This window comes from Vannielia litorea (assembly GCF_018424695.1).
GTDB lineage: Bacteria > Pseudomonadota > Alphaproteobacteria > Rhodobacterales > Rhodobacteraceae > Vannielia > Vannielia litorea_A.
In genome coordinates this window covers 1-22125 of record NZ_QTNQ01000074.1, presented here as the reverse complement: position 1 = coordinate 22125, position 22125 = coordinate 1, and the positions used below count along the sequence as shown (strand labels likewise).

Annotated in this window: 18 protein-coding genes and 1 pseudogene; 10 read left to right on the top strand and 9 right to left on the bottom strand. The window is 66.4% G+C overall.

The genetic code is table 11. The annotated features are described in order from the left end of the window. Positions 1 to 182: 182 nt before the first annotated feature. Complete coding sequence (locus DYI42_RS18890; RefSeq protein WP_213548024.1) at positions 183 to 2354, top strand: esterase-like activity of phytase family protein; 2172 nt, start codon at positions 183 to 185, stop codon at positions 2352 to 2354. A 121-nt stretch (positions 2355 to 2475) separates the two neighbouring features. On the opposite strand, the gene DYI42_RS18885 is transcribed toward DYI42_RS18890, so the two are convergent. The 3 genes from DYI42_RS18885 to hemE form a co-directional block, all read right to left on the bottom strand. Beyond that, on the bottom strand, positions 2476 to 4089 hold the full coding sequence (locus tag DYI42_RS18885; protein ID WP_213548023.1) for a tryptophan halogenase family protein: 1614 nt from the start codon (positions 4087 to 4089) through the stop codon (positions 2476 to 2478). 80 nt (positions 4090 to 4169) lie between these two features. Further along, positions 4170 to 4706 carry a PAAR-like domain-containing protein gene (locus DYI42_RS18880; RefSeq protein ID WP_213548022.1) on the bottom strand — a complete coding sequence of 179 codons (537 nt, stop codon included), beginning with the start codon at positions 4704 to 4706 and terminating at the stop codon, positions 4170 to 4172. A 158-nt stretch (positions 4707 to 4864) separates the two neighbouring features. Further along, complete coding sequence (gene hemE, locus DYI42_RS18875) at positions 4865 to 5899, bottom strand: uroporphyrinogen decarboxylase (protein ID WP_213548021.1); 1035 nt, start codon at positions 5897 to 5899, stop codon at positions 4865 to 4867. A 95-nt stretch (positions 5900 to 5994) separates the two neighbouring features. Here hemE and hemC point away from each other — a divergent pair, with 95 nt between their 5' ends. Continuing rightward, complete coding sequence (hemC, locus tag DYI42_RS18870) at positions 5995 to 6918, top strand: hydroxymethylbilane synthase (protein ID WP_213548020.1); 924 nt, start codon at positions 5995 to 5997, stop codon at positions 6916 to 6918. A gap of 6 nt (positions 6919 to 6924) precedes the next feature. On the opposite strand, the gene DYI42_RS18865 is transcribed toward hemC, so the two are convergent. Next, the gene (locus tag DYI42_RS18865) at positions 6925 to 7596 is read right to left on the bottom strand and encodes an arylesterase (protein ID WP_213548018.1); all 672 of its coding nucleotides are present in this window, start codon (positions 7594 to 7596) and stop codon (positions 6925 to 6927) included. On the opposite strand from DYI42_RS18865, the gene DYI42_RS18860 reads away from it, so the two are divergent. The 3 genes from DYI42_RS18860 to DYI42_RS18850 all read left to right on the top strand — a co-directional run bounded on the left by DYI42_RS18860 (position 7595) and on the right by DYI42_RS18850 (position 11691). Continuing rightward, positions 7595 to 8290, top strand: coding sequence for an ABC transporter ATP-binding protein (locus DYI42_RS18860; protein ID WP_213548016.1), 696 nt, complete (start codon positions 7595 to 7597; stop codon positions 8288 to 8290). The two genes, DYI42_RS18865 and DYI42_RS18860, sit on opposite strands and share 2 nt — an antisense overlap. Continuing rightward, positions 8287 to 10809 carry an ABC transporter permease gene (locus tag DYI42_RS18855; RefSeq protein ID WP_213548014.1) on the top strand — a complete coding sequence of 841 codons (2523 nt, stop codon included), beginning with the start codon at positions 8287 to 8289 and terminating at the stop codon, positions 10807 to 10809. Before DYI42_RS18860 ends, DYI42_RS18855 begins: the two co-directional genes overlap by 4 nt. Before the next feature lie 171 nt (positions 10810 to 10980). Further along, positions 10981 to 11691: a hypothetical protein gene (locus DYI42_RS18850; RefSeq protein ID WP_213548012.1), complete on the top strand. Its 711-nt coding sequence runs from the start codon at positions 10981 to 10983 to the stop codon at positions 11689 to 11691. Between the two features lie 278 nt (positions 11692 to 11969). Here DYI42_RS18850 and katG read toward each other — a convergent pair whose 3' ends face one another. The 4 genes from katG to DYI42_RS18830 form a co-directional block, all read right to left on the bottom strand. Further along, a complete protein-coding gene (gene katG, locus DYI42_RS18845) occupies positions 11970 to 14159 on the bottom strand; it encodes a catalase/peroxidase HPI (RefSeq protein WP_213548010.1) in 2190 nt (729 codons plus the stop codon). Positions 14160 to 14311: 152 nt separating this feature from the next. Then, the gene (locus tag DYI42_RS18840; RefSeq protein WP_213548008.1) at positions 14312 to 15874 is read right to left on the bottom strand and encodes a peroxidase family protein; all 1563 of its coding nucleotides are present in this window, start codon (positions 15872 to 15874) and stop codon (positions 14312 to 14314) included. A gap of 101 nt (positions 15875 to 15975) precedes the next feature. After that, a complete protein-coding gene (locus DYI42_RS18835) occupies positions 15976 to 17160 on the bottom strand; it encodes an NnrS family protein (RefSeq protein ID WP_213548007.1) in 1185 nt (394 codons plus the stop codon). A 79-nt stretch (positions 17161 to 17239) separates the two neighbouring features. Further along, positions 17240 to 17668 (bottom strand): pseudoazurin, encoded by a 429-nt coding sequence (locus DYI42_RS18830; protein WP_213548006.1) that lies wholly within the window; start codon positions 17666 to 17668, stop codon positions 17240 to 17242. A gap of 100 nt (positions 17669 to 17768) precedes the next feature. On the opposite strand from DYI42_RS18830, the gene DYI42_RS18825 reads away from it, so the two are divergent. Continuing rightward, positions 17769 to 18464 (top strand): Crp/Fnr family transcriptional regulator, encoded by a 696-nt coding sequence (locus DYI42_RS18825; RefSeq protein ID WP_213548005.1) that lies wholly within the window; start codon positions 17769 to 17771, stop codon positions 18462 to 18464. Here the strand turns inward: DYI42_RS18825 and DYI42_RS18820 are convergent. Continuing rightward, positions 18418 to 18678, bottom strand: coding sequence for a DUF1858 domain-containing protein (locus DYI42_RS18820; protein ID WP_140015315.1), 261 nt, complete (start codon positions 18676 to 18678; stop codon positions 18418 to 18420). The genes DYI42_RS18825 and DYI42_RS18820 overlap by 47 nt on opposite strands. Before the next feature lie 123 nt (positions 18679 to 18801). On the opposite strand from DYI42_RS18820, the gene DYI42_RS18815 reads away from it, so the two are divergent. From DYI42_RS18815 to DYI42_RS18800, 4 genes and pseudogenes are all read left to right on the top strand, one after another. Next, the gene (locus DYI42_RS18815; RefSeq protein WP_213548004.1) at positions 18802 to 19254 is read left to right on the top strand and encodes a c-type cytochrome; all 453 of its coding nucleotides are present in this window, start codon (positions 18802 to 18804) and stop codon (positions 19252 to 19254) included. Between the two features lie 12 nt (positions 19255 to 19266). Continuing rightward, positions 19267 to 20610, top strand: coding sequence for a cbb3-type cytochrome c oxidase subunit I (locus tag DYI42_RS18810; RefSeq protein WP_213548003.1), 1344 nt, complete (start codon positions 19267 to 19269; stop codon positions 20608 to 20610). 4 nt (positions 20611 to 20614) lie between these two features. Next, positions 20615 to 21409: an AAA family ATPase gene (locus DYI42_RS18805; RefSeq protein ID WP_213548002.1), complete on the top strand. Its 795-nt coding sequence runs from the start codon at positions 20615 to 20617 to the stop codon at positions 21407 to 21409. Positions 21410 to 21414: 5 nt separating this feature from the next. Next, a pseudogene (locus DYI42_RS18800) lies at positions 21415 to 22125 on the top strand (NorD nitric oxide reductase activation protein); the annotation flags it as partial.

Sequence of the window (22125 nt, the reverse complement as noted above, 5' to 3'; positions counted from 1 at the left end):
GCCCTGCTGGTGGCGTGGCGCGGGTGGAGGGGGCAGGGTGGAGTATTCTCAGCAAGAAAATGCAGCAGGGTTGTGCGCCGGGGGCAGGCGGGCGGCGCGTCATGCATCTGTCATGCCTCTGTTACGCTGTCGTCACGCGTCCGGCGCATGTGTCGCGCACACAAAGAACCCGAGGGATAGTCATGAACCGCACGCTTCTCACCTCTGCCCTTGCCTTGGCTGCCGTTACCGGCGCCGCCCAGGCCGAGCAGGTCTTCAACCGCATCGCCTCCTTCCCGGTCGTCAAGAACATGGCCGAGGGAGAGGACACCGCCCGTGAAACCTCGCCCGAGATCATCGACGTGACCGAAGACGGCATGGTGCTGGTCTACACCGACAGCCCGCTTGGCGTGCTGGGCCGAGTGGATATCACCGACCCCGCCGCGCCGCAGCCGATGGGCAACATCGCGCTGGGCGGTGAGCCGACCTCGGTTGCCGTGATCGGCACCACCGCCTTCACTGGCATCAACACCTCCGAAAGCTACGTGGCCCCCTCCGGCCGCCTCGTCGCGATTGACGTGAATTCGGGCGAAGAGCTGGCCTCCTGCGACCTCGGCGGCCAGCCCGACTCCGTCGCCAAGGCTCCCGACGGCAGCTTCATCGCCGTGGCTATCGAGAACGAGCGCGATGAAGACCTGAACGACGGGATCATCCCTCAGATGCCCGCAGGCTTCGTAGTGAAGATCGGTCTTGAGGGTGGCACCCTTGATTGCGACAGCCTCCAGCGCATCGACGTCACAGGCCTTGCCGAAGTGGCGGGCGATGACCCCGAGCCCGAGTTCGTCGACATCAACGCGCTGGGCGAGATCGTGGTGACGCTTCAGGAAAACAACCATTTCGTGGTGATCGGCGCCGATGGCACCGTGGCCTCCCACTTCTCCGCCGGTGCGGTTGACCTCGATGGCATCGACGCCACCGACGAGCGCGGCGCGCTGCGCTTCACCGAAAACCAGCAGGGCCGCAAGCGCGAGCCTGACGCGGTGAAATGGATCGACGATCAGCACTTCGCCACCGCCAACGAGGGCGATTACGAGGGCGGTTCGCGCGGCTGGACGATCTTTTCCAAGTCCGGCGAGGTGGTCTACGACAGCGGCACCAGCTTCGAGCATGCGCTCGTGCAGATCGGCCACTACCCCGACAAGCGCTCTGACGCGAAGGGCGTGGAGCCCGAGTCGGTCACCTTTGGCGAGTTCAACGGCACGCGCATGATCTTCGTCGGCTCCGAGCGCGGCTCCATCGTCGGCGTCTATGACGCGACCGATCCGGCCAACCCCGTTCTCACCCAGCTCCTGCCCTCCGGCGTCGGCCCCGAGGGCTATGTCACCATCCCCTCACGCAACCTGCTGGTCTCGGCCAACGAGAGCGACCTCATCGAGGACGGTGGCGCGCGGGCGCATGTGATGCTCTACGCATATGCCGAGGGCGAGGCGGCCTATCCGCAGCTCACCTCCGAAGGCATGGCCGAACTCACCGGCTGGGGCGCGATCTCGGGCATGGTGGCCGAGGGCGACAGCACCGTCTGGGCGGTGTCCGACAGCTTCTATGGCTACCAGCCGCGTATCTTCAAGATCGACGTGAGCAGCAAGCCCGCGCGGATTGTCGAGGCCATCGACATCACCCGCGCCGGCTACCCGGCGCAGAAGCTCGACCTCGAGGGCATCACCCTTGATGGCGAGGGCGGCTTCTGGCTCGCCTCCGAGGGCCGGACGGATCGGGTGATCCCCCACGCGCTCTACCATGTGAACGCCAAGGGCGAGATCGAAGAAGAGGTCGGCCTGCCCGCCGAACTCATGGCGGTGGAAAAGCGCTTCGGCTTCGAAGGCATCACCCTGGTCGACGGCACCCTCTGGATGGCGGTGCAGCGCGAGTGGGCCGATGACCCCAAGGGCCAGGTGAAGCTCGTCGCCTACACCCCCGAGAGCGGCGAATGGGGCGCGGTGCGCTACCCGCTCGACGCCCCCACCACCGGCTGGGTCGGCCTCTCCGAGATCGTGGCCCAAGGCGATCACGTCTACATCCTGGAGCGCGACAACCTCCTCGGCGAGGCCGCCACGACCAAGAAGATCACCCGCGTCGCCCTGAGCCAGATGCAGCCCGCCCCGCTCGGCGGCGACCTGCCACTGGTGAGCAAGGAAGAGGTGCGCGACCTGCTCCCCGACCTCAAGGCCACCGGCGGCTACGTGCTCGACAAGGTCGAGGGGCTGGCGATCTTCTCCGATGGCACGGCATGGGTCAGCACCGACAATGACGGCGTCGACGACCACTCCGGCGAGACGATGTTCTTCACCGTCGGCCAACTCGGCACCGGCTACTGATTTCCCTCGAAGACCTTTTCAACAAAGTGCCCCGGAGCGGTCCGCCGCTTCGGGGATTTTTCTTGGGTGCCGCGGCCCAAACACCCGTAGGGTGCGCATTCATGGCGCACCTCCCCACCCCTCACAAAATCGCCGCCTCGCCGCCAACCTTCATCCCCGGCCCGCCGCCGAGCCCCGGCAGCAGCCCATTCTCCGCCACAACGTCGCCCCGCAGCGCCCGCAGCAGTTCCCGGTGCCCCGCCGCCGCCTGCACCTGCGCACCAATCCCGGCCCGCGCCCGCGCCAGGTAGGCCTCCCATTTCGCCGGATCGAGCCGCCGCCCGGTGCCGAACTTGCCCTTGCCATAGCCCGTTTCATACACCCGCTTGCCCAGAAGCACCGCCTGATAGGTCATCGGGCTGAACAGCGAAACAAAACGGATGTCATGATGCGTGGGCAGCCCGTATTGCCATAGCTCGAGGTTCTCGGCGAGGCTGTCGGGCACCTCCAGCTCTTCCCGCGCGTCGATCCAATACTGGTCGTCCACCCGGTTGCCGAGCGCGTAATGCAGGCAGATGAAATCGCGCACTTCGTTGTAAAGCTCATCGACCAGATGGTTGAACCGCCCGCGCAGCGGCTCGGCATAATCGGTGTCGGGGAAATACTGCACCAGCCAGCGCACCGCCGTGTCGATCATATGGATCGCGGTCGATTCCAGCGGCTCGATGAACCCGCCCGAGAGGCCCACCGCCACGCAGTTCTTCACCCATGCGTTCCGGTTGCGCCCCACCCGCATCGGGATCACCCGAGGTTCGGCACCCTCGCCATCCGGCCCGAGGTGCGCCAGAAACTCAGCCCGCGCCTCCTCGTCCGTCCTGTGGGCAGAAGAAAACACATAGCCCGTGCCGATCCGGTTGAAGAGCGGCACCCGCCAGGCCCACCCGGCCCCCAGCGCGGTGCTCTTCGTCACCGAATCCAACCGCTCCGGGTCCCGGTGCGGCACCTGCACCGCCATCGCCCGGTCATTCGCCAGATACTTGCCGTAGCTCTCGAAGGGCTCTCCCAAAGCCTGGTTGATGATCAGGCCGCGAAAGCCGGTGCAGTCGATCACCAGCTCCACCCCATGCCGCCCGCCGCGCTCGAGCTGAAGCGCCGCCACATAGCCGCGCTCGTCCAGCTCCACCTCCACGAGATCGTCAAGCACATGCCGCACCCCGCGCGCCACGCAATGCTCCTTCAGCATCCCGGCAAACTTGCCCGCGTCGAGGTGATAGGCAAAGCCCACCGGCGGCCCGGGCATCTGCCCCAGCCCGCGCGGCCCCTTGGCCTCGGCGGCCAGATCGACCGAAGGCGAAAACGTCTGCACGAAGTCCAGATCGCCGGTGCCGAAGGCCATCGCGTATTCCGCCGCCGAGACGCCATCAATCGCGGGCGGATGGGCGAAGGGGTTGATGTAATCCACACGGCTCCCGTTCGCGTCCACGTTCCAATGGCCAAAGACAACGCCCAGCTTGAAGCTCGCATTGCAGGTGCGGAAGAACTCCCGCTCGTCGATCCCGCCCTGTTTCAGCGTGCGCGGCATGCCGGGCACCGTCGCCTCGCCCACGCCCACCGTGGGGATATTCGGGCTTTCGATCAGCGTCACCTTCACGCCGCCCTCCGGCCCGCCCCTCAGCATCGACTGAAGCAAAAGCGCGGTCATCCAGCCGGCGGTGCCCCCGCCAACGATCGTCACCTCGCGGATCGGTTCACCCATGCGAAGTCCCCCAATGTCCCGACGATTATGTCGCCTGACATGAGGCTAGCCCCGCAGGCCGCACGGCTCAAGCGCAGCGGCTACTTGATGGGCTTCGTCTGGCTGGGCACCATGTGCGGAACGTGGCTGCTCTGCTGGGTCACATGCATCAGTTCGTGCCCGCGCAGCACCGGTTTGCCCTCGGCCTTCACGTCGAAGGAATACAGGCCAAAGGAACCGCCCGTCATCGCCTTCGCCCCGACAACGCCCTTGGCGCTTCCCGCTTCATCGCCCACCGATGTCACGTGAATGCCCTTGAACCCCGCCTGATGCAGCGCCTGCTCCACCTTCACCTTCTTGCCCGCGCCAGACTTCACCGCGCCGATGTTGGGGTAGGGGATCGGCACCGGGCCGGCCGGGGCGGGCGTCTTGCAGACATCGGGGAAGGCAATCACCAACGTGCCCTGCCAGTCCTTCTTCACACCCGCCTGCATCAGCACGGCGGGCAGATCTTCGCCCTTCACCTTGCGGCCGCCTTTCTTGCCCGAGGTCAGGATGATGGTGTCGGTCTTCCCCTTGGCCGCATCGTTCAGGTTGGAGCTGCTCATTTGCAGCTCCTCTTCTTCCTCTTCCGGCATCGAAATCACTCCCTCCAAAATAAGGGAGGAGTATGCCACCGAATCGGGACGTTAACACGCTGCGGCGCGGCAATTTCGCTGCGCCTGCGGTATGCATGGGATGTGCATCACTTCTGCATCGGTTGTGCCTTGGGGTGGCCTGGTACCACCCGGCGCCGTTAACCGCCCCGGACGGTGTCGATCATCAACTGCACGTTCTCCGGGTCCGCATCCGGGGTGATGCCATGCCCGAGGTTGAAGATGTGGGGCCCGTGGCGGAAGGCCTCGACGATCCGTCGGGTCTCGCTCACCAGCGCCTCGCCGCCCGTAACCATATGGGAAGACTTGAGGTTTCCCTGTACACAGCCATCGCATTGCACATGCTCGGCGGCCCATTCAGGCGTCACGCCATCATCCAGCGCCACGCAGTCGGCCCCGGTCGCAGCGTGAAAGCCTTGGTAACGCTCCTTCGCCCCGCGCGGGAAGGCGATCACCGGCGTGTCGGGGTGCTTCGCCTTCACGCCCTTGATGATTTTCTTAATCGGTTCAACGCAGTAGTTGTCAAAATCGTCACCGCTCAGGCTCCCGGCCCAGCTGTCGAAAATCTTCACCACCTCCGCACCCGCGTCGATCTGCATGTTCAGGTATTCAATCGTCGCCCAAGTCACCCGGTCGATAAGCGCCTGAAACAGCGCCACATCCTCGGTTTTCAGCGCATGGGCCGGCCCCTGATCGGGCGTGCCCCGCCCTGCGATCATGTAGGTCGCCACCGTCCAGGGCGCGCCGGCAAAGCCGATAAGCGTCGTCTTTTCAGGCAGTTCGGTCGAAAGTTTGCCAACGGTCCGATAGATCGGCGCGAGATGCGCATGCACCTCGTCCCCGTTCTTAAGCGCTTCGAAATCTTTTCGCAGTCCAATCGGCTCCAGCCGGGGGCCCTCGCCGGTGACAAACCACAGCTTCTGCCCCAGCGCCTGCGGGATCAGCAGGATGTCGGCAAAGAGGATCGCAGCGTCGAAGTCATAGCGCCGGATCGGCTGCAGCGTCACCTCGGTGGCGAGGTCGGAGTTGTAGCACAGGCTCAGAAAATCCCCCGCCTCGGCGCGGGTGGCCTTGTATTCGGGCAAATAGCGCCCGGCCTGCCGCATCATCCAGATCGGCGGTGGGCTGACGGCCTCACCTGCCAAGGCTTTGAGAATGCTCTTTTTTTCGGCCATGTGCTCTCTCCTCGCTGGCCGTGTTGGTCGCCGTCCCGGGGCAAAGTGTCAAGTGCCGCATTGTCACGTCACCACCGCCGCGCTATCCCGCCTGCATGACCAGGACGCTCAAGATCGGCACCCGCGGCAGCCCGCTCGCTCTCGCACAGGCCCATGAAACCCGCAATCGTCTCATGGCGGCCCATGGGATGCCGGAAGACGCCTTTGAAGTGGTGATCATTTCCACCACTGGCGACCGGGTGCAAAACCGCGCGCTGCGCGAGATCGGCGGCAAGGGGCTGTTCACCAAGGAGATCGAGGAGGCGATGCTTTCGGGCGAGATCGACATCGCCGTGCACTCCACCAAGGACATGCCGGTGGAGCAGCCGCAAGGCCTTGTTCTCGATTGCTTTCTTGAGCGCGAAGACCCGCGCGATGCCTTCGTGACGCTTGATGGAAAGCCCTTCTCCGCGCTGGCCGAGGGGGCCGTGGTGGGCACCTCATCGCTGCGCCGCAAAGCCCAGCTTCTGGCCCGGCGGCCCGATGTGTCGGTGGTAGAGTTTCGCGGCAACGTGCAAACCCGGATGCGCAAGCTGGCCGATGGCGTGGCCGAGGCCACCTTTCTCGCGCTCGCGGGTCTCAACCGCCTGAACGCACAGGATATTTCCTGCCACCCGGTCGACCCGTCAGACATGCTCCCGGCCATCGCCCAAGGCATCATCGGCATCGAACGCCGCGCCGAGGATAGCGAGGCCGACAGGCTGCTTGCCCCGCTCCGCCACGCCGAAACCCACACCCGCGCCGCCGCCGAGCGTGCCTTTCTCGCGGGCCTCGATGGCTCCTGCGAAACCCCCATCGCGGGCCTCGCCACGCTCGACGGAAACACCCTGACCCTTCAGGGCGAGATCCTACGTACTGACGGCTCCGAGGTGATCGCGGGAAGCCGCACAGGCCCGGCCGCGCAGGCCGCCGAAATGGGCGCCAGCCTCGCCGCCGAACTGCTCGCCCAGACCACCGACGATTTCTTCGACTGGAAGTAGCCCGCGCTACTCGGCCCTTTCCACCAGTTCCAGCACATGTGGTCCGATATCCTCGACAATCAGCCGCACCCCGCTGGCGGACGGGTGGATTCCGTCGCCCTGCATGTGCTCGCGCCGCGCGGCGGCCTGATCTTCCAGCGCGGTCAGCGCGGCGAAGAAATCGGGGTAAAGCTGCGCACCGTATTGCTCCGCCAGCTTCGGATACATCGCGTCGAAGGCGGCCTTGTAATCGGGGCCGAAATTGCCCGAGGCTGTGAGCCCCACGAGCAGGACGGGCAGACCCTTCGACTCTGCGGCGGCCAGAATTCCGTCGAGATTTCCGCGGCTTGTGCCCGGATCGACGCCCCGCAGCATGTCGTTCCCGCCAAGTTCCACGATCAGCGCATCCACATCATCCGTCAGCGTCCAGTCCACGCGGGAGAGCCCGCCTGCCGTGGTGTCTCCGCTCACCCCGGCGTTGCGCAAATCCACCTCTGCGCCGCGCTCCTCCAGCCAGCTTTCGAGCACCGGCACAAAGCCCTCATCCTGCGGCAGGCCGTATCCCGCTGTCAGGCTGTCGCCCAGCGCGGCCACCACAACGGGTTGGGCATGGGCGACGGAAACCAGCAAAATTGTCGTTAAAGCCTTGAGGGCCAGCAGCCTGGCCCCATATCGGAATGAAACAAAAGGCGCGCGCATGACCGATCCGATCCTGTCCTTGAACGATGTTACCTTCACGCTCGACGGCAACGCCGGAAAGGTCAACATCCTCAAAGGCATATCCCTCGACGTCGCGAAGGGTGAAACGCTGGGGCTGATCGGGCCGTCTGGCTCTGGCAAAAGCTCTCTCCTCATGCTCATGGGCGGGCTCGACACCGCCACCTCCGGCACCGTCACCGCCCTCGGGCACGATCTGACGGCGATGGGGGAAGATGCGCTCGCCCGCTTCCGCCTTGAACATATGGGGGTGGTCTTCCAGTCCTTCCACCTCATCGGCACGATGACGGCGCTGGAAAACGTGGCAACCCCGCTGGAACTCGCGGGAATGTCAGACGCTTACGAGCGCGCCAAGGCCGAGCTGGCCGCCGTTGGGCTGGGCGATCGCGCCGATCACTATCCCTCGCAGATGTCCGGCGGCGAGCAGCAGAGGGTCGCTCTGGCCCGCGCCATTGCCCCACGCCCCGATATCCTTCTGGCCGACGAGCCCACCGGCAACCTCGATGCGGCCACGGGCGATGCGGTGACAGACCTTCTTTTTGACCTTTCCGAAAAGCGCGGCGCGACGCTGGTGCTTGTCACCCACTCCCGCCAGCTTGCCGCCCGCTGCGGCCGTGTGGTGCGCCTCGCCGACGGGCTGATCTCGCCCGAGGCCAAGGCCGAGGCCGCCGAATGAGCCTTGCCCAGTCGGCCCGGATCGCCCGCCGCGAGCTTCGCGGCGGCCTGCGCGGCTTCAAGGTGTTTCTCGCCTGCCTTGCGCTGGGCGTGGCCGCCATTGCCGCCGTGGGCCTTGTGCGCGAGAGCCTCTCTGGCGGGCTGATGCGCGAGGGGGCCACAATGCTGGGCGGCGACGCCGAGCTGCGCTTCACCTACCGTGCGGCGGGCGAGGCCGAGCAGGGCTGGATGGCGGAGCGGGCGACTCGGGTGTCCGAAATCGTCGACTTTCGTTCCATGGCCCGCGCCGGTGAGAACACCGCGCTGACTCAGGTGAAGGGGGTGGATGATATCTACCCGCTCTATGGCGAGATCCGGCTGGAGCCTGCCATGCCGCTCGATCAGGCGCTGGCCGGGGCCGACGGCCTGCCCGGCGCGGTGATGGACCCTTCGCTGATGGCGCAACTGGAGCTGGAGGTGGGCGATACCTTTGAGCTGGGCACCGCAAGCTACTATCTGGCGGCGGCGCTGACGCTTGAGCCCGATGCGGCAGGCTCCGGCTTCTCGCTCGGGCCGCGCACGCTGCTCTACCGGGCCGACCTTGAAGGCTCCGGCCTGCTCGCGCCCGGCACGCTGTTTGAAACCAACTACCGCCTCGCCCTGCCGCAGGGCACCGACCTTGCCGCCATGCGGGAAGAGGCGCTTTCGCAGTTCTCCGACAGCGGCGCGCGCTGGCGCGACAGCCGCAATGGTGCGCCCGGCCTCAACCGCTTTGTCGACCGGATCAGCGCCTTCCTCGTGCTTGTCGGCCTTGCGGGCCTCGCGGTGGGCGGCGTGGGCGTCTCGGCGGCGGTGCGGGCCTATCTCGAACGCAAGACGCCGGTGATCGCCGTGCTGAAAACGCTGGGCGCCTCGCGCCGCACCATCCTCTGGGCCTACCTGATCCAGATCGGGGCGCTCTCGGCGCTCGGTATCGCGGTGGGCCTCGCGCTGGGCGCTGCCGCCGTGCTGGCGCTTGCCCCTGTGCTGGAGGCCCGCCTGCCGCTGCCCACCGAGTTCACCTTCTATCCCGGCCCGCTGGCCGAGGCGGCGCTTTATGGTGCGCTGACGGCGCTGATCTTCACCCTCTGGCCGGTGAGCCGGGCCGAAGAGATCCGCCCCGCCCAACTCTTCCGCGCGCTCTCGGACACCCGCCGCCACCTGCCGCGCCCGCTCGTCATCCTCCTGACCCTCGCGCTCGCGGCGCTGCTCGTCGGAGCGGCGGCCTTCTTTTCCGGCCTCTGGACGCTCACCATCTGGGCCGCGCTTGGCGTCTGTTTCGCCCTGCTCCTCCTCCTCGCAGCGGCGGCGGGCATCCGCCGGTTGTCACGCCGCCTTTCGCGGGCGCGCTGGGTGCGGGGCTGGCCGGCGCTGCGGCTGGCGCTCGGCTCGGTCGGCGGGCCGGGGCAGGAGGCCTCTGCGGTGGTGCTCTCGCTCGGGCTCGGGCTTTCGGTGCTGGCCGCTGTCGGGCAGGTGTCTTCCAACATGCGCACGGCCATTCAGGGCGATCTGCCGGAGGTCGCGCCCTCGTTCTTTTTCATCGACATCCAGCCTGACCAGATTGGCCCGTTTCTCACCCGTCTCGACGAAGACCCGCAGGTGAACCGGGTGGATACCGCGCCGATGCTGCGCGGCGTCATCACCCGGATCAACGGCCAACCCGCCACCGAGGTGGCGCCGGACCATTGGGTGGTGCGCGGTGACAGGGGGCTGACCTATGCCGCCGCCCAGCCCGAGCGTGTGAGCGTTTCGGAAGGCGAATGGTGGCCCGAAGATTACACCGGCCCGCCGCTGATGAGCTTTGCCGCCGAGGAAGCCGCCGAGATCGGGCTGGAGATCGGCGACGAGATCACCGTGAACGTGTTGGGCCGCGAGATCACTGCCACCATCGCCAGCTTCCGCGAGGTCGATTTTTCGACCATGGGGATCAACTTCGTGATGACCTTCAACGCCGCCGCCCTGCAAGGAGCGCCGCACAGCCATATCGCCACCGTCTATGCCGAGGCCGAGGCCGAACCGGCGATCCTGCGGGACGTGGCGCAGACCTGGCCCAACATCACCGGCATCGGTGTGCGTGAGGCGATCGGACGCGTGGCGGGGTTGCTGGAGGGCATCGCGGCGGCCATCACCTATGGCGCGCTGGCCTCGCTGGTGACGGGCGGCGTGGTGCTGATCGGCGCGGCGGCGGCAGGGCAACCTGCGCGGGAGTTCGAGGCGGCGGTGCTCAAGACGCTGGGCGCGGTGCGCGGGCGGGTGCTGGCCTATCTGGTGCTGCGCGCGGCGCTGCTGGGGCTGGCCGCCGGGGTGGTGGCCATCGTCGCGGGCGGGCTCGCGGGCTGGGGCGTGACCACCTTTGTGATGGAGGGGGACTACAGCTTCGAGCCGGTCTCTGCCGTTGCCATCGTTTCGGGCGGCGTGCTCGCCACGCTGATCGCGGGTTTGGGCTTTGCCCTGCGCCCGCTGTCGATGCCACCGGCACGTGTGCTGCGCAGCGCCGAGTGATGTCAAATGACGTACTGCGGCGCGGCTAAGCCTTTGGGAATGCAGCGCTAACGGCATTTGTCACCAAATACCGTCTTCCCTTACGCGGCGGCATTTGCCAGTGTCTCTGCATTATTCCGGCGCATGCCACCCTGGCGGTGCCGCCCCAATTGAAGGGAAGGACGAAAGGTAATGATGACCAAATTCAAGACCCTCAGCGCCGTGCTGGCGACGACTGCGGTGGTCGCCCTCGGCAGCACCGCCTGGGCACAGGACCAGGAAGGCCCCAACGCCGCCGATGGCGCGGGTGAAGGCGAGGCCGGCGCGGTGGCGCAAATGGCCATGGCGCAGGATCTCTACGCCTACGGCTCGGCCAACAAGGACGCGCTCTCGATCATCACCGCCGCCAAGATCGCCATGTCGGTCGAGGCCGAGGACGTGGAGCGCGAGAAGGAAACCAAGGACATCGAGGGCTACGAGGGCGCCGAAGAGGGCGAAGGCGTGGACGCGCCGACCACCCCCGAGGAGATGCTCGCCGAGGCCGAGGAACTGGCCGGTGACGACGAGGCGCTTCAGAGCATGATCGCCGACATCAAGGCCGAGGGCTCCCGTGGCCGCATCGGGGGCGCCTCCCGCACCCTGTCGCGCCTGCCCGCCGGCAAGACCGACGTGTTCAAGGTGCCGTTCTACGGCGGACGCCTGGCCGAGCTGGCCATCGTGGGCGATGGCGATGCCAACCTTGATCTCGTGGTGACGGATGAGGGCGGCAACGTGATCTGCCTCGATCGCAGCTACTCCGACAAGCTTTACTGCTCCTGGACCCCGAAGTGGGACGGCTACTTCTTCATCGGCGTCCGCAACCAGGGCCGGATCCGCAACAGCTACTACATCCTGACGAACTGATCCCTCCATACAGATTGAGGAAGGCTTGAAAGACACGCGCCGCCGGGGCTCCCTCCGGCGGCGTTTCCTTTGGCTGCTGTCAAATTGCGCGCCCTGCAGGCGCATTCCTTTTATTGCGGCCCCTTCCCTCGGCGCGCCATGGTGAGGGCCGCGCGGGGAGGCATTGGTGTGACGGGCTCATAGCGCGGGGAGGGGCCGGGGAGTATTTGCCGGCAAGAAAATGACAAAAGGGGCGCCGAGTTGGCCCGGCGCCCCTGTTTTGTGGCCGTTCGCGCGCGTCAGGCGTCGAAGCGGTCGGCCTCCATCACTTTCACCCAGGCGGCGATGAAGTCTTCGACGAAGGCGTGGCTGGCATCGGCCTGGCCGTAGATCTCGGCAATCGCCCGAAGCTGGCTGTTGGAGCCGAAGACGAGATCGACGCGGGTGGCGTCATATTTCTTCTCGCCGGTCTTGCGGTCTTTCCCGACAAACACCTTCTCGTCGCCCGCGTCTTCCCATTTCGTGTCCATGCTGAGCAGGTTCACGAAGAAGTCGTTGGTGAGCTGGCCTTCGCGGTCGGTGAAGACACCGGCCTTGCTGCCGCCGTGGTTGGCGCCCAGCACCCGCAGGCCGCCCACGAGCACGGTCATCTCCGGTGCGGTCAGGGTGAGCAGTTGGGCGCGGTCGATCAGCAGCTCTTCCGCCGAGACAGCGAAACTGCCGCCCATGTAGTTGCGGAAACCGTCGGCGCGGGGTTCGAGCGGCTCGAAGGCCTCGGCGTCGGTCTGCTCTTCGCTGGCGTCCATCCGGCCCGGGGTGAAGGGCACCTCGGTCGGCGAGCCCGCATCGGCAGCGGCCTTCTCGACGGCGGCGGAGCCACCGAGCACGATCAGGTCGGCCAGCGAGATTTTCTTGTCGCCCTGGCCATCGAACTCGGATTTGATCCCTTCGAGCACGCCCAGCACGCGGGCCAGTTCGGCAGGTTCGTTGGCGTCCCAGTCCTTCTGCGGGGCAAGCCGGATGCGCGCACCATTGGCACCTCCGCGCAGGTCGGAGCCGCGGAAGGTGGAGGCCGAGGCCCAGGCGGTTTTTACAAGGTCCGACACCGGCAGCGCGTCGAGCAGCTTGGCCTTCAGCGCCTTGATGTCGGCCGCATCCACCAGCGGGTGATCGACCGCCGGGATCGGATCCTGCCAGATCAGATCCTCGCTCGGCACTTCCGGCCCGAGGTACATCTCTTTCGGCCCCATGTCGCGGTGGGTCAGCTTGAACCAGGCGCGGGCAAAGGCATCGGCAAACTCTTCCGGGTTCTCGTGGAAGCGCTTGGAGATCGGCCCGTAGATCGGGTCGAACCGCAGGGCGAGGTCGGTGGTGAGCATGGTGGGCGGATGGGTTTCGCCCTCGCGGTGCGCATCGGGCACCGCGTGCTCGCCGTTCCAGTCTTTCGGGGTCCACTGGTGGGCCCCGGCGGGCGACTTGGTCAGCTCCCACTCGAAGCCGAAGAGGTTGTCGAAGTAGCCCATCGACCACTTCGTCGGCGTCGAGGTCCAGGTCACTTCGAGGCCAGAGGTGATGGTGTCGGCGCCCATGCCGGTGCCGTGGCTGTTGGCCCAGCCGAAGCCCTGCTCGGCAAGGCCCGCGGCTTCCGGCTCGACCCCGACATTGGCCGCATCGGCGGCACCGTGGGTCTTGCCGAAGGTGTGGCCGCCGGCGATCAGCGCTACGGTTTCCTCGTCGTTCATGGCCATCCGGCCAAAGGTTTCGCGGATGTCCTTGGCCGAGGCCAGCGGGTCGGGGTTGCCGTCGGGGCCCTCGGGGTTCACGTAGATCAGGCCCATCTGCACGGCGGCCAGCGGGTTCTCCAACTCGCGGTCGCCGGAGTAGCGGCTGTTGGGCGCATCCGACTGGGCGAGCCACTCATCTTCGGCGCCCCAGTAGATATCTTCTTCCGGCTCGAACACATCGGCCCGGCCCCCGGCAAAGCCGAAGGTCTTGAAGCCCATAGACTCCAGCGCGACGTTGCCCGTCAGCACCATCAGGTCGGCCCAGGAAATCGCGTTGCCGTATTTCTGCTTGATCGGCCAGAGCAGGCGGCGGGCCTTGTCGAGGTTGCCGTTGTCGGGCCAGGAGTTGAGCGGGGCAAAGCGCTGCGAGCCGGAGCGCGCGCCGCCGCGCCCATCAGCGGTGCGATAGGTGCCCGCGGAATGCCAGGCCATGCGGATGAAGAACGGGCCGTAGTGCCCGAAGTCGGCAGGCCACCACTCCTGGCTGTCGGTCATCAGCGCGGTCAGGTCGGCCTTGAGCGCCTTCAGATCAAGGCCCTTGAAGGCTTCGGCGTAATGAAAATCCTTCAGCGGCGAGGTGCCCGGCGCGTTCTGGTTGAGGATCTTCAGGTTGAGCTGATTGGGCCACCAATCCTTGTTTCCGCGTGCGGCGTGCGTGTGCATCACCGGGCATTTGCTGATGTTTGAAAGTTCTGCTCCGTCCATCGGGCGCTCCTGTAGCTGGATTTGGCATGGGGGAAAGGCCGGCCCCTTTCGGCACCGGTGATTCCTCCCTCATGCGTCCAGCCTAGCAGTCCGCCGGTATCAGGAAAAATTCGATTTGTAGATTGGCCTGATAAGGCAGCCTTATGGCGCGCCTATTCTGGCTGCCAGTCTGCCCGGGTCATCGAGATAAAGCTGTCTCCCGCACCGCCCGGCACGTTGCGATCCACAATGTCACGCACCGTCGCCGTCTCCTCTATCGCCTTCCAGCCGGGGGCCGAAAAGGTTTCTGGCACAAACACGTGGCGGGACAGCAGCGGGTTGGTCAGGGCCTGGCTGAAGGCGTCGAGCGCCACGAAGACCAGCACGAGGTTGGGCAGCGGGCTGTTGGCCACGCGATCCTCACAGAAGAGGCCGACGAAAAACTCCACATCCTCGGGGCGGGTGTAGAGCCGGGCCAGCTCTGCGGCCACCTCCGGATCGGAGGAGATCTCGCCAAAACTCTGGGGCCGGTCCTGCTTGAGATAGGCGCAATAGTCCGAAAAGCTGGCCAGCTCGCAGGCGCGATCCTGAAGGATCGAGGCCTCCTCCACCTTCAGCAGCGGTTGCGCGGTGTTGCGCGGCCCCAGTTCGGCGGCGGGGGTGGCGCTGACGGTTTCGAAGGCCTTCAGCAGCCCGCCCTTGAGGATCAGGGTGTTGTTGCGCAGCGTCCCGGCGAGGGGCTGCGCCGCCCCGCCCCATGGCATCTCGTCGGGGATCAGCGCGTGCCAGCGATAGAGCAGGCTGAACTCAGTGGTGATCCAGTTTGGCTTGTTCCAGCTTGCTTCCCAGGCCACCGAAGGGTCGGCCTTCAGCGAAAAGGGCAGGGGGGAGATGTGGTTGATGTAATCCTCCACCACCAGCTTGATGAAGAGCACGATCATGGTGTTACGGGCGGTTTCGAACACGCGGGTGTCGTCCCACGCCGGATGCGCAGCCTCGATCTCTCCGGCCAGACGGTTGTGCTCGCGCAGCAGCAGCGTGTTCAGCGCCGCAACCTGCGGCACCGAGTTCACCCGGTCGCCCCCCACGGCAAAGAGCGTGTCGCGCTGGGCCTCGGGCAGGTCGTCCTGCCCCAGCGCCGGGTCGAGCGCGGCAAATTGCGGGTCGGGCACGCCGTCCTTGTAGAGAAACGGAGAGTATTCCTCGCCGTTGATCTCCTGTGACTTCAGCCGCCCCTTCTGCCCCTTCTCCTCCGAGCAGAGCCGGAGTGCGAGGGTCTGCGCATAGGTCCGCCCGTAAAGCGTGCAAAGGTCGATCTCGTGGTTCGATGTGTTGCGCCGCAACCGCAGCTCCGGGTCGTCCCCCTCCGCGAGCAGCCCTTCGGTCTCGGTCCGCAGGAAACCGTCGGTCAGGTATTGCGCGAAGGTCGGGAACAGGCAGGTCGACTTGGGGCACAGCCGCTGCGTGCCATCGCGCCGCGCGAAGAGACCGAGCAAGGCGCTCACCTCCGGCAGGCTCTCCCGGCGTCGCGGCGGCAGGTGCCGCCCGCTCCAGCGCCGATCCGTCAGCCCGCGCCACGATACGTAATCGCTCACCGTGCTCAGCGGGTGGGGGCGGCTCCGGGCCCGCTTCACCACCCGGTTGATCGCCCAGCGGTTTGCCAGCCTGGCCAGCGGCGGGATGGCTTCGATGATGGAAAAGATCGTGCTCTGAATGGAATAGCGCAGGCTGGGCATGGCGGGCTCGCAAATGACATCAAGGAATGCCGTCAGTATGCCGGAAAGCCGGTCCTGCGTCCCGGCCCGACTGCCCTGCGCCGGTTGTTTTCACGCTTGATTTACGCCGGAGGCGATGAGGCCCGTCGACGGGTGGTCTTTGGTCGGGCCAGCATCGGGCCAAGCCGGGCCACAAGCAGCGCGAAGGCTGCCGCCCAGAGCAGGGCCGACAGCGCCGGGCCGCCCGGCAGCGCGTCGGAGGCGATGCGAAGCAGCCCCGCACCCAGCGTCAGGCCGAAGGCCGCGGTCAACACCGGGCCCGCGACGAGCGGGCGTCCGGTGTGGCCCATCGTGGCGCGCATCATCACAGCAACCGTCATGCCTCCAATGGCGCCGATGCCCAAGAGGTGCGTTGCCGTCGCCTCGGTCGCAAGGTTCAGGGCGGCGGCACCCGCTGCGGCGAGCCCGAGGGGTACGAAGAGATAGGCCAGGTGCAACATCAGCAGGATCGGTGCACGCCAGGTCGCATGGCCGCGCCAGCGGGCCAGGCGCACCAGATGAAGGAGCGCGGCAAGCACGCAGAGCCCTGCTGTGGCCCGGGCTTCGGGGGCGGCAACCCAACTGGCGAGGGCGAGCGCGCCAAAGGCGAGGGCCACGCCGTCAAACCGATTGAAGGGCACGGGCAGGGCCGTGCAACCGCGCTGCACCAGCCAGTTGCGGGTGAAGCTGGGCAGGATGCGCCCACCGATGAGCAGGATGAGGAAGATCAGCAGGCCGATCCCGGCGCGATGGCCGTGCCAGGCCGTTCCGGCAAAGGCCGCCTCGGCGTGATAGGCAATATTGGCGAGCCAGAGCAGGGTGACCGGCACCAACACCTTCAGATTGCGCCAGTTCTTCCCCGCCACGATCTCCCGGGCGATCATCCCGGCCACGGCGAGCAGAAAGGCCTGATCCACCAGCGCCGTGACGAGAGCGCCGGGGCCGCCGACCCCAGCCACCACGAGCCGCCCGGCGCCCCAAAGCGCCAGCAACGCCGCCAGCGGCCAGCCGCGTGTCGGCAAGCGCCCGGTCCAGTTGGGCACGGCGGTGAACAGGAAGCCCGCCACCACCGCCGCACCGTAGCCGTAGATCATCTCGTGGATGTGCCAGTCGGTGGGGTGAAATACGCTGGCAAGCTCCACGCGCCCCTCCCACACCAGCCACCACAGCGGGATTACCCCGAGGCCAAACAGCGTGGCTGCAAGGAAGAACGGCCGGAATCCGTAGGAAAACAGCGCGGGGCCGCGGAACGATCTGTCAGGCACCATGGCAGGACTCCCGGGTCAGAAAGGGTACGGGCGGCACCGCATGGCACCGCCCGGTGGTCGAGTTCGAAGGAAACTGGGACTACTCGACCTGGGCGAAGAGATCGGCCATCCGGCCTTTCGCCTTGCCCTTGTGCTTCACCGCCGAGGCCTCATCGAGGTTGACGGCCTCGCCAACCTGCACCAGCGCGATCATGCCCATCGCGTAATGCGGCGTGCACTTGATGCCATAAAGCCCCTCGGCCTCCACGGTCAGCTCGAATTCCGCGTTGTTCTTGGTCTTGAAGGCCTCCACCCCCTCCGGGAGCATCCCCTCGATGCTTTCCACGTTGTGGCCCCTGTCGGTGGGGATGAACTTCACCACGTCGCCCGGCGCGGCCTTCACATAGGCGGGCTCGAAGACCATCGCGCCAACCTCGCCCTTGTTGAGCATCTTCACCTCGTGGGTCTCTGCCCAGCCCGCGCCCGCTGCGAGGGTCAGGGCTCCGGCAAGCATCATCTTGGCAAACATCGGACTATCCTTTCATGCGTATCCGCTTGTTTCGGTTGAGCGGGTTTTGCACTAAGGCTCCGGGGCGAACGTTGCTCTGAAACAAACTCTGCGAGCGAAAGTGCCGAAACTTGACGAAAGCCTTCTGAACGGCCTGCCGCCCTTCTCGCTGCTGGAGCGTTCGCAGATCCGCGAGATCCTCGATGCCGCCGTGTCGCGGCGTTACGAGGAGGGCCGCGAGATCTTCCGCGAGGGCGAGCACGCCGACCGCTTCTACCTCCTGCTCGACGGCTACCTGCGGGTGGTGCGCACCACGCCGGGCGGCGATCAGATCATCGTGCTGCACATCTCGCCGGGCCAGCTCTTCGGCATCGCCCCGGCCCTGCAACGAGAGACCTATCCGGCCACCTCCATTGCTGCCGCCGAAAGCATCGCGCTGTCATGGCCGGTGCGGCTGTGGCCTGAGTTCATCGCCCGGTATCCGGGTTTTGCCTCCGAGAGTTACAAGACCCTCGGCCAGCGCCTTGGCCAGATTCAGGAAACACTGACAGAGATGGCCACCCAGGCCGTCGAGAAGCGCGTCGCCTGCGCCCTGCTGCGGATGGTCACCCAGAGCGGGCGCAAGGTGCCCGAAGGCATCGAGATCGCCTTTCCCGTCACCCGTCAGAACATCTCCGAGATGACAGGCACCACGCTGCACACGGTGAGCCGGTTGCTGTCGGCCTGGCAGAAGGACGGCATCGTGGAATCGACCCGCAAGCACATTACGGTCACCGATCCGCACGCCCTCGTGGTGCTGAGCGGCGCCCAGTCCTGAAGCCGGGGCCGGCCCGCGCCTCCAGTTCGGCGCGAAAGGCGTCTTCGTCCAGATCGTATTCCAGGCAGGCGTCGGGTATGGCGTGAAACGGCGCAATCGGGCAGCCGGGGCAAAGCATCCGGCGTTCGAGAAAGACCGTGGCCATTTCAGGCCAGGCGTTGAACAGCTCCGAGAGCGGCAGGTCCGGATCGTCGAAATCGGGGCGGCGGCGCATGGCGTGTCCTTTCCGCCCCAGCCTGCCCCCGGCTTTCGCCCGCTTCTTTGCGCTTGCGCAACATCCGGCCCGCCGGTGGCCCCTAGAAAAGTCGCATCCGAAACAAAACTTCCGGAACGCGACATGTCAGAAATACTTACCAAATCGCGCGCCCGAAACGTGTTCTACGGAGGATCCATATTCTTCGTGGTCGTGTTCGTGGCCATGACGGTGCAAAGCCACCGGCACATCGTGCAAACCTCCACCGCCGGCATGGAGCTGAGCGACGAGGTGCGCCACGGCAAGCATGTGTGGGAGCGCCACTCCTGCATCAACTGCCACACGCTGCACGGCGAGGGCGCCTATTTTGCCCCGGAGCTCGGCAACGTGATGACCCGCTGGGGCGCGCTGGACGATCCCGAGCTGGCCTACGAGATCCTCGACGGCTGGATGAAGGCCCAGCCCTCCGGCATCGAGGGCCGCCGCCAGATGCCCTTCTTCGAGATCACCGAGGAGGAGATGCGTGCCCTCGCCGAATTCCTCCGCTGGGCCGATCAGACCGACACCCAGAACTGGCCGCCGAACGACGCGGGTTAAGGGAGAGACATCATGAAATACCAATCGCAAAAGGTGGCCTACGCCTACTTCGTCACCGCCATGGCGCTCTTCGGCATCCAGGTGCTGGGCGGGCTGCTGCTGGGCTGGATCTACGTCTCGCCCAACACGCTGTCGGAGCTGCTGCCCTTCAACATCGTCCGGATGATCCACACCAACGCGCTCATTGTCTGGCTGCTGCTGGGCTTCTTCGGCGCGGCCTATTACCTCGTGCCCGAGGAGAGCGAGCGCGAGATTTTCTCGGTCAAGCTCGCCTACATCCAACTGGCGATCCTCGTGGTCGGCACGCTGGGCGCCGTCGGCTCCTACCTCGTGGGCATCCACGGCGGGCGGGAGTTTCTGGAGCAGCCGCTCTGGGTCAAGTTCGGCATCCTCGTGGCCGCCGTGATTTTCCTCGTGAACGTCTCGCTCACCTTCCTGGCGGGGCGCAAGACGGCGATCACCAACATCCTGATGATGGGCCTCTGGCTGCTCTGCCTGCTCTGGGTCTTTGCCTTCATCAACCCCGACAACCTCAGCCTCGACAAGATGTACTGGTGGTTCGTCGTGCACCTCTGGGTCGAGGCAACCTGGGAGTTGGTGATGGCCGCGATCCTGGGCTTCCTGATGCTCAAGCTCACCGGGGTCGACCGCGAGGTGATCGAGAAATGGCTCTATGTCATTGTCGCCACCGCGCTCTTCTCCGGCATCCTCGGCACCGGCCACCACTTCTACTGGATCGGCACGCCGGGCTACTGGCAATGGGTCGGCTCGATCTTCTCGACCTTCGAAGTGGTGCCCTTCTTCGCCATGATGTCCTTCGCCTTCATCATGGTCTGGAAGGGGCGCAAGAACCACCCGAACAAGGCCGCGCTGCTCTGGTCGCTCGGCTCGTCCACCGTCGCCTTCTTCGGTGCCGGCGTCTGGGGCTTCCTGCACACGCTGCACGGGGTGAACTTCTACACCCACGGCACCCAGATCACTGCCGCCCACGGGCACCTGGCCTTCTACGGCGCCTATGTGGCCCTGAACCTGGCGATGTTCAGCTACGCCATGCCGGTGCTGCGGAACCGCGCGCCCTACAACCAGGTGCTCAACATGGCGTCCTTCTGGCTGATGACCGGGGGAATGAGCTTCATGACCTTCACGCTCACCTTCGCCGGCACGATCCAGACGCACATGCAGCGAATCGTGGGTGAGTATTTCATGGACGTGCAGGACCAGCTCGACCTCTTCTACCTCATGCGCTTCGGCTCCGGGGTGGCAGTGGTGCTGGGGGCGTTGCTGTTCATCTACTCCATGCTCGTGGTGCGCCGCGAGGTCGTCAAACCCGGCCCCATGGCCGTTCCGGGAGAATGATCCGGTGAAAGACCTGAACACAGCCGACCTGCCGTTCTATCACGCGCAAGCAGACGAATGCGCGGTGTTCGAAACGGCCCATGAAAACGGTCTGCCCCTTCTTCTGAAGGGGCCCACCGGCTGCGGCAAGACCCGCTTCGTCGAGCATATGGCGGCCCGGCTTGGCCTGCCGCTCCACACCGTCGCCTGCCACGACGACCTCTCGGCCGCCGACCTGATCGGGCGCTACCTGCTGAAAGGGGGCGAGACCGTCTGGGTCGACGGTCCGCTCACCCGGGCGGTGCGCGAGGGCGGCATCTGCTACCTCGACGAGGTGGTGGAAGCCCGGAAAGACGTGACCGTGGTGCTCCACCCGCTCACCGACGACCGCCGCCGCCTGGTGATCGACCGCACCGGCGAGGAGCTGGCCGCACCGAAGAGCTTCATGCTCGTGGCCAGCTACAACCCCGGCTACCAGAACGTGCTGAAGAAGCTGAAGCCTTCGACCCGCCAGCGCTTCGTCTCCATCGGCTTCGAGTTCCCGTCGCCCGAGGTGGAAGTGCCGGTGGTGATGCGCGAAAGCGGGCTCGACGAGGCCCGCGCCACGGCGCTGGTGCGGCTCGGCGGCAAGATCCGCACGCTTTCGGGGATGGATCTGGAGGAGGGGGTTTCCACCCGCCTGCTGATCTACGCCGCCACGATGATCGCGGGCGGCATGGCGGTGGAACGGGCGCTGGAGGCGGCAGTGATCGCGCCGCTCAGCGACGAGCCGGATACCCAGCAGGCGCTGCGCGACCTCGCCGCCGTGATCTACGGGTGAGCGCCATGATGCACCTGCTTGACCTGATGGAGCCGGAGGAGACCGTTGGCAACCTCTGGCACGACATGGCCTCGCGCTGGGGTGCCGCCACCGAGGCCGGAGAGGCGGTGACGCTGGCGCAGATGCGCTCCTCCGTCGCCGCGCTCTTCCGGGCGCTGGGCGGTGGGGCAGGGGTAGAGATTGCCCCGGCCCCGCTCGCCGCCTCCGGCCACCGAACCGGGCGCCTGCGGCGGCTGGGCACGCCCCGCGAGCAGGTGCACGTGGCCGATTTCGACGGCGACCGCCTGCGCCTGCCCCCGGTGATCGACAGCTTCCCCACCCGCGCCCTCAACCGCGCCTGTTACCTCTGGCTTGCCGCGCTGGCGGCCAGTGTCGACATCCCCCCTGCCGCCGCCGATCCGCTCGCCGCCGATCGCAGGGAGATTGCCGCGCTCGCCGCTGCCTCTGATCGCGCCTACGCGGCCTGCCCGGGGTTGCGTGGCGCCTATGGCCAGCTCTGCAGCCACGCCCTTGAAACCCGCCAGCGCAGCGGCCTGCCGCGCTGCGAGGCCGGGGTGGAGCGGCTTGTGCTCGACCAGCTTTCGGGCGCGTCCGAGGCGCAGGAATGCCTCGCCTGCCCCGCCCCGCGCGGCTACCGCAGCTATGCACCCGTGCCCCTCTGGCTGCGGCTCCGCCCGCAAACAGGCGGCGGCAAGGCCCCCGCCGAAGCCGCCGCC